Here is a 7,746-nt window from a genome sequence, read left to right as displayed (position 1 = left end):
GAACTTGAAGATACTGAATACGAACCGGAACAATTCCCTGGTTTAGTATATAGGTTATCCGACCCTAAAGTGGTCTTATTATTATTTGGTTCTGGTAAAGTTGTATGTACTGGAGCTAAAACAAAAAGCGATGCCAAACTTGGTGTCGAAAGAGCTTACGACAGATTAAGTGAGCTAGATTTAATATAATTGGTGGTATTATTGATTGAACTTGTAGTATTTGACTTAGATAACGTTATTATTGATGGTGAAGCGATAGATGAGATAGGAAAATTAGCAAATGTTGAAGATGAAATAGCTGAAATTACTGAAAAGGCTATGCAAGGTGAAATAGACTTTGAAACTTCTATTAAAGACAGAGTTAAACTTCTTGAAGGAACTTCTATTGAAGAAATAGAAAAAGTTGCTGATGAACTTCCATTAATGCCTGGAGCTGAAGAAACCATCAATGCTTTAAAAGAAAAAGATTTAGATGTAGCTATTATTAGTGGTAGTTTTGATGTAGTGGCTGAAAAAGTTAAAGATAAACTTGGAGTTGACGCAGTTTATACTAATAGTTTCTCAGTCGAAGATGGTAAATTAACTGGTGAAGTGACTGGTCCTTTAGTATCTGGATCTAAATTAGATGTATTAAAAGACCATGTTGAAAAAGCAGAAATTACATTAGATGATGTAGTTGCTGTTGGAGATGGCGCTAATGACATTTCCATGATTGAATCAGCAGGTTGCGGAATTGCATTCAATGCTAAAGATTCTGTAAAAGAAATTGCTGATATTGTAGTAGAAGAAAAAGACTTAACAAAAGTCTTAGATGAAATTGTTAATCAATTAACCACTGATGATGCTGAAACTGAAACTGTAGAAGAAGAAGCTCAAGAAGCTGAAGAAGAAGTAGTTGAGGAAGCTGCTGAAGAAGAAGCTCAAGAAGAAAAACCTAAAAAAGCTGATAAAGGTCTTCCTAAATCTGATTTTGTTCTCGCTGACACTATGGAAGGTGTAAGAAAACAAAAAGATGAAAAAGAAGCTGAAATCTCCAAAGTTGCTGAAGAAAGGGAAGAATATAACAAAATAGCTAAAGAACAACGTAAAATTAGGGATGAATTAAACGCATCTTTAAAAGAAAACTTAAATAAAGCTATTGAGTACAGAAACGAGCGTAATGAAATCAACAAAGCTGTTGAAGCTGCTAAAAAAGCTCGTAACGATGCTAATAATAAAATTAAAAATCTTGAATGGTCTTCTGGTAAACGTGACAAAATCAAAATAGAAAACGAAATCAAAAAAATCGATAAGATTATTGAAACTCGCGTTTTAGACATCAAGAAAGAAAATCAGCTTGTTAAAAATGCTAATGATTTAAGAAAACAGTTAATGGATATTCACGAAGATGAATCCGTTAAATCTGAAGCTCAAGAGCTCAAAAAATTATCTGAAGAAGAGCATGAAAAAGTTATTGAACTTTCAGAAAAAGCTCAAACAGCTCACGAAGAAATGCTTAAATACTTCAGAAAAACTGATGACATTAGAACTGCAGCTGATGAAGCTCACAAAAAATTCATTGAAGCTCGTAAAAACGCTTCAGCTAAACATGAAGAATTCAAAGCTATCTTAAGCGATATTCACGTCATTAACAAAAAATTAGGTTCCAACAAACCTAAAAAGAGGAAAAACGATAACAAATCTTCAGGCGGTTCTAACAAAAACCGTGAAGAAAAACAAAGAGCTGAAGAGATCTTTGAAAAATTCAAGAACGGTGGAAAAGTCTCTACTGAAGAGATTTTACTCTTGCAAAAATATAATATAGGTTAAACTCGTTTAACCTTACCATTTTCTTTTTTTTTAAGGTTTTAGCATGGCAGAAGAAAAGATTGAAACCTGCTTTATCTGCGGCAAGAAGTTCGACATGAACAAGGCAGATTTGGCTTATTACCGTAACGGCAAATATCCGATCTGTGATTTTTGCGCTGATTTTTACAGATTTTATGGAGAAGATTTAACTCCTAAAAAAGAATAATTTTTTTTAAATTAGATTAGGGTTTAGTTAACCGACTAATCTAGATTTTTTACAAGCTTGAGGGCCTCGTCGATTACCTGCCACATGTCGAAGTACTGATACATTCCAAGCCTTCCTCCGAAAATGACATTTCCTTCGCTTTCAGCAAGCTTCTGGTATTTTTCAAACAGTTCGGAGTTTTTCTCGTCATTCATTGGGTAATACGCTTCCTCACCTTTGGTCCAGGCTTTCGGATACTCACGGGTGATTATTGTCTTTGGGGATTCGGAAGATTCAAAGTGCTTGTGCTCGATTATGCGTGTGAAGGGGGTTTCCGCATCGGTATAGTTGATTACAGCATTTCCCTGATAGTTTTCCATATCGAGGGTTTCAAACTCGAAGTCAAGCCCACGGTATTCGAGCTCGCCGTAGCAGTAGTCGAAGTACTGGTCTATCATTCCGGTGAATATGATCTTATCGGCCATTGCCATCCATTTTTCTTTGTCATCGAAGAAATCTGTATTTAATCGGACCTCAACTCCTTCAAGCATCTTTTCAATGATTTTTGTATACCCTCCGATAGGTATTCCCTGATACAGGTCATTAAAATAGTTGTTGTCGAATGTGTATCTTACGGGAAGCCTTTTGATGATGAATGCCGGCAGTTCGCTGCATTTTCTTCCCCACTGCTTTTCAGTGTATCCCTTGATGAGCTTCTCGTAGATGTCCTTTCCGATAAGGGATATTGCCTGCTCCTCAAGATTCCTTGGGTTTTCAATATGATATTCTCTTTTCTGCTCTTCAATTTTGGCGTGAGCCTCCTCGGGAGTTTTCACTCCCCACATCTGATGGAATGTGTTCATGTTGAACGGCAGATTGTAGAGTTCTCCCTTGTAGTTGGCGATGGGTGAGTTGGTGTAGCGGTTGAAATCTGCGAACTGGTTGATATAGTTCCATACTTCCTTATTGTTTGTGTGAAAGATGTGTGCGCCATATTTGTGAACGTTGATGTTTTCTGAATTTTCAGTGTATACGTTTCCACCTATATGGTCCCGTTTTTCAATTACTAAACATTTTTTACCCTTTTTAGTCATTTCATATGCAATAACAGAACCGAAAAGGCCTGATCCAACAATCAAATAATCATATTCCATGGTAATTCTCCTAGATATTATATTTGTTTTGATTGTTATTAATCTTTTGAAAAATCATGGTTGACTTGCCCGTGGCTACTGGCGGGCAATGTTGATTTTGGTTTCAAGCGCAGTTGTCATGCTTGACAGAAGCCACTTGGTCTTCAGGTCAGTCTGGTGGATTTTTTTAAGCTTGTTTACCTTGCTTAAAAGCAGCTTGTTTTCCTCGATGGTGAATGGTGAGTTTTTCCATGTGTACATCCAGTGCAGGAGGTGCGGGTTGACGGTGGCATTCTGAACATCTTTTGAAAAGCCTTCAGTACATTTTCTGCTGTAGATGTATGATTCCATAAGCTCGTCAAGCAAACGCACATTGACGTTGTTGGTGATTGACTTGTCGTCGGGCAAATCCCTGATGTAGTAGTCGTAGCACATGAAATTGTTTAAAAACACGATGCCATTTGAATGGATGAGCGCCTCCACATAAAACGCCAGATCATCTCCGGAAATGAACGGCTGAAAGCGGATGTCATTGTCCATAATCAAATCCCTTCTGTAGATTTTGCTCCAGATTGAAGGATGCATTTTAAGAAGGTCAGGTTCCTGCTCGATGGTGTCTACCCTGATGGTGTCCAGTGGAGCGTCCCTTGGATAGGTCACTTCCATTGGTTTGCCGTAAAGCAGCCTTTCCACCACATTGTCCCATAGGAAATCGGGAACCTTGATGAAGTTTTCAGTCTCGAATGTCTCGTCAGGATATGCGCTTTCCAAATCGTCTCTGTATGGAGAGTAGGATTTCTGGATCTTGCCTCCGTATTCGAAGATTCTTCTGAAGCGTCCGAAAGCCATCTGAGCATCATTAGAACTGACTGCATTATATAGGGTTTCAACCGCATCCGGTGTGTATCTGTCATCCGGATCAAGGAACATTATGTAATCACCGGTGCATGCTTCAATTCCGGTGTTTCTTGGAGTGTATGCGGCTCCGCTGTTCTGTTCATGGTGAATTGCAATGCAGCAGTCATAATCTGCATCGTATTCGTCGATTATTTTATCAGATCCGTCTGTTGAGCAGTCATTGACCATTATGATTTCAAGGTTTTCATTTCCTATTGTCTGGTTGACCAATGAGTCAATTCCGCCTCTCAGGTGGTCCCCAACATTGAAGATTGGTAAAATAATGCTGATTTTGTCTTTCATTGTAATCATTATATAATTTATTTTCAATGTTTATAAAGTAATTGGAAATCCTTAAAAATGAAACAAAGTTATTTTATATATGAATTATATAATTTAATATAGTATGTAAATTAATGATTTTAGGAAAGATGATGTTTTTTCCTAATTAATATTATTCTTTAATACCAATGGTGATAAAATGAGTGAAGTATATAGGACATTTACATCAGAGTCAGTAACCCAAGGGCACCCGGATAAGGTCGCAGACATCATATCCGATGCTATTTTGGACGCATATATGGCAGGCGACAAGAATTCCCACGTTGCATGTGAAACTTGCGTAACAACTGATTTCTGTATGGTATTCGGTGAGATTACCTCAAACACCGACTTGACAAAGGATGACATTGAAAAGATTATAAGGGACACAATCATTGAAATCGGCTATGACAAGCCTGAACTTGAATTTGATGGAAATACCTGTAAGGTTGCAAACAGGCTCCACGCACAGTCCCAGGATATCAACCAGGGAGTTGACAGGGGAGATGAGGAAACTGGTGCAGGAGATCAGGGAATGATGTTCGGTTATGCAACAAATGAAACCGAATCACTCATGCCGTACCCAATCGATTTGGCACGTAAACTTACAAACAAACTGACCGAATTAAGGGAAAGCGGAGAAATTCCTTATCTAAGGCCTGACGGTAAGGCACAGGTTTCCGTAAACTATGACAAGGATGGAAACGTCATTTCACTCGATGCTGTAGTATTGTCAACCCAGCATGACGAGACCGTTTCCGACGACCAGGAAACCCTTAAAAATGACATCCGTGAAAAGCTCTTCAAGGCAGTAATCCCTGAAGGACTAATTACAGAGGATACAAAAGAGCACATCAACCCTACAGGCAAGTTCGAAATCGGAGGCCCTCACGGGGACGCAGGTCTTACAGGACGTAAGATCATCGTCGACACCTACGGAGGATATGCACGCCACGGTGGAGGAGCATTCTCCGGAAAGGACTGCACTAAAGTAGACAGAAGCGCATGCTACATGGCAAGATACATCGCCAAAAACATCGTTGCAAGCGGGCTTGCTGAGAAATGTGAAATCCAGCTGTCTTACGCAATCGGTGTGGCCGAACCTACATCAGTCATGGTGGACACCTTCGGAACCGCCGCTGACATCGGAGATATTTCATTTGAGCAAATCGTTCGTGACAACTTCAGGCTCACTCCTGACGGAATCATCGAGACCCTTGGCTTGAGGGACACCACCTACAAGCAGACCGCAAAATACGGTCACTTCGGTATCGAAGGCCTTCCTTGGGAGAAAACCGACAAGGTCGACGATTTGAAAAAATACATTAAATCTTAAAATCCTTTCAGGACTTGCTCTTTTTGAGTAAGTTCAACACTCTTTTTTTTAATTTAAATTTTTGAATAAAGACATAATTTCTTTTTAAAACAACAATTAAAATCGCATTTAATTGAATTATATGCTATTTATTTACTTCATATAAAAAATGAGAGAGAGCATTTAAAATCAATGTGTTAAAGACTATGTTTTTAAAAATAATAATCTGGTGATGTGTCTAAAAAAGAAAAGTGAAGATAATTTAGTCGTTTGCTAAATTATCAAAGTATCCTTGGATGAACACGACAGGTGTTCCTTTATCTCCGGAACCGCTTGTAAGGTCACATAATGAACCGATTAAGTCGGTCAGTACTCTTGGTGTGGTTCCTTCTGTAATCATCTGTCCCATGAGGTTTTCAGCCTTTTTCCTGATTTCCTCTTTGATTGCTTCCTTAAGCTCATCGCCTTTAAGGTCGGCAAACTTGTTGTCGGATACGTATTTCAGTTTGATTTCGTTTGGATATCCCACGAGTCCGCTGGTATGTGCTGGTGAAACTACAGGATCTGCCAATTCCCAGATTTTTCCGACAGGGTCCTTGAATGCGCCGTCACCGTAGACCATAACTTCAATCTGTTTTCCGGTAAGGTCAATAAGTCTTCTTTGAACCTCTTCAACAACTGCCTGTCCGGTTTTCGGGAAGAGCTTCAATTTTTCCTCGGTTGCCTTGTTTGAACCTAAAAGTCCGTATTCAGGATTGCATCCTGAACCGTCGACAGGTTCGGTCAATACCTGGTGGAGACCGTAGACGTTAGCACCTTCAGCTTTCAGTAAAGCTGTGCTTTTTTCCCTTGTGTGGATGTCACAGGTGAGCACGTCATTTGTGTAGTCGAGAATTGTTCTGATGTTGTTTGAGAATACAAATTCAACTTCACAGTCTTCGCTTTCGATTAAGTCACGGTAAAAGTCGACCATGTTTATTCCGGTAAACGGATGTATCCATGAACCGAATGTTTCTTTATATTCGTCTTCTGAAATGACACTTGCAAGGTCGAATTCGCTTTTATCTAATATGCTTTCATCCATTATTCCGTTTCCAACCTCATCTGCCGGAAATGAGGATAATAATGTAATCTTATCCATTCCTCTTGCTATACCTTTGAGGATAATTGAAAATCTGTTTCTGCTTAAAATAGGATTTACGACTCCAATCTTTTTGGATGGGAACTTTTCCTGCAAATCTTTTGCAACGTCATCTACGGTTACGTAATTTCCCTCTGATATTCCAACAACCGCTTCTGTAATTGCAACAATGTCCTTGTCCCTGAATTCAAATCCTTCGCTTTCCTTTGCGGCCATCAATGAATCTACTACAATTGTGGCCAAATCATCGTCCTTTTTAATAATCGGTGTTCTTATTCCGCGTACTACTGTACCAACACATCTCATATATGATAACTCCTATGGATTTTAGTAACCCATTTATTTTATATTGTTCAAATTATATATAGTTTTGAGTTGATTTGTTTTTTTGGGCGAAAGTTCAGTAATTTGTTTTTGACATCTACATTGCATCACTCGATTTTGCTCATGTTGAAATCCAATTTGACATATTTGAAGTTCCGATTAATTAAATTGGAGGATTTTTTCTCATGGGAATGTTTGCTCGGGCATTTCTATGAGTATTTTGAGACTTGATTTTTAGACGGAAACTCATTACCGGTAGGTGATGAATATTTTTCTCGGCAGTCATGATTTCAGACTTGTGAACATGCACAGGAATGGATTATGGTTAGTGCTGTCAGTACAGCAAATATTGTCTGATTTATATTATATTTAAATCCGTTTATTTTTTTGACAAACACAATCAACATTTGGATCAGAAATCTCATATTGAGGCAATGGTTCCGCAACAGGGACGTGTCTTCGGATTCTTAGCTAAAAAGAGTTGAACCACCCCATCCTATAGAGGATGGGGATTCCTGAATTTTTTTCACTTAATAATGGTTAATTTAAGTATTTTTTCAGGCTATCCCCGTTGAACCAGCGGTTTAGAATATTAATTGCTGCGTTTGTGTCCCTATCAAGT

General features: G+C 38.6%; 6 protein-coding genes and 1 pseudogene. 4 read left to right on the top strand and 3 right to left on the bottom strand.

Annotated elements, in window-relative coordinates; genetic code table 11:
* The 3 genes and pseudogenes from ACJMML_RS02710 to ACJMML_RS02700 all read left to right on the top strand — a co-directional run.
* A pseudogene (locus ACJMML_RS02710) lies at positions 1-189 on the top strand (TATA-box-binding protein); the annotation flags it as partial.
* A 12-nt stretch (positions 190-201) separates the two neighbouring features.
* Positions 202-1,809, top strand: a complete 1,608-nt coding sequence (gene serB / locus ACJMML_RS02705) for a phosphoserine phosphatase SerB (RefSeq protein WP_405305856.1) — start codon at positions 202-204, stop codon at positions 1,807-1,809.
* A 43-nt stretch (positions 1,810-1,852) separates the two neighbouring features.
* Complete coding sequence (locus ACJMML_RS02700; protein WP_303739211.1) at positions 1,853-2,014, top strand: hypothetical protein; 162 nt, start codon at positions 1,853-1,855, stop codon at positions 2,012-2,014.
* A gap of 35 nt (positions 2,015-2,049) precedes the next feature.
* Here the strand turns inward: ACJMML_RS02700 and glf are convergent, their stop codons facing one another.
* Together glf and ACJMML_RS02690 are read right to left on the bottom strand one after the other, a co-directional pair.
* Positions 2,050-3,147, bottom strand: a complete 1,098-nt coding sequence (gene glf / locus ACJMML_RS02695; RefSeq protein WP_405305855.1) for a UDP-galactopyranose mutase — start codon at positions 3,145-3,147, stop codon at positions 2,050-2,052.
* Between the two features lie 75 nt (positions 3,148-3,222).
* Positions 3,223-4,335, bottom strand: coding sequence for a glycosyltransferase family 2 protein (locus tag ACJMML_RS02690; protein WP_405305854.1), 1,113 nt, complete (start codon positions 4,333-4,335; stop codon positions 3,223-3,225).
* 169 nt (positions 4,336-4,504) lie between these two features.
* Between ACJMML_RS02690 and metK the strand changes: the two genes are divergently transcribed.
* Positions 4,505-5,680, top strand: a complete 1,176-nt coding sequence (gene metK / locus ACJMML_RS02685; protein WP_405305853.1) for a methionine adenosyltransferase — start codon at positions 4,505-4,507, stop codon at positions 5,678-5,680.
* Between the two features lie 241 nt (positions 5,681-5,921).
* Here the strand turns inward: metK and ACJMML_RS02680 are convergent, their stop codons facing one another.
* Complete coding sequence (locus ACJMML_RS02680; protein ID WP_405305852.1) at positions 5,922-7,106, bottom strand: coenzyme F420-0:L-glutamate ligase; 1,185 nt, start codon at positions 7,104-7,106, stop codon at positions 5,922-5,924.
* Between the last annotated feature and the right edge of the window lie 640 nt (positions 7,107-7,746).

Origin of the sequence: Methanobrevibacter sp., from assembly GCF_045130115.1 — an archaeon.
Classification (GTDB): Archaea; Methanobacteriota; Methanobacteria; order Methanobacteriales; family Methanobacteriaceae; genus Methanocatella.
This window is presented reverse-complemented; position numbering and strand designations above follow the sequence as displayed.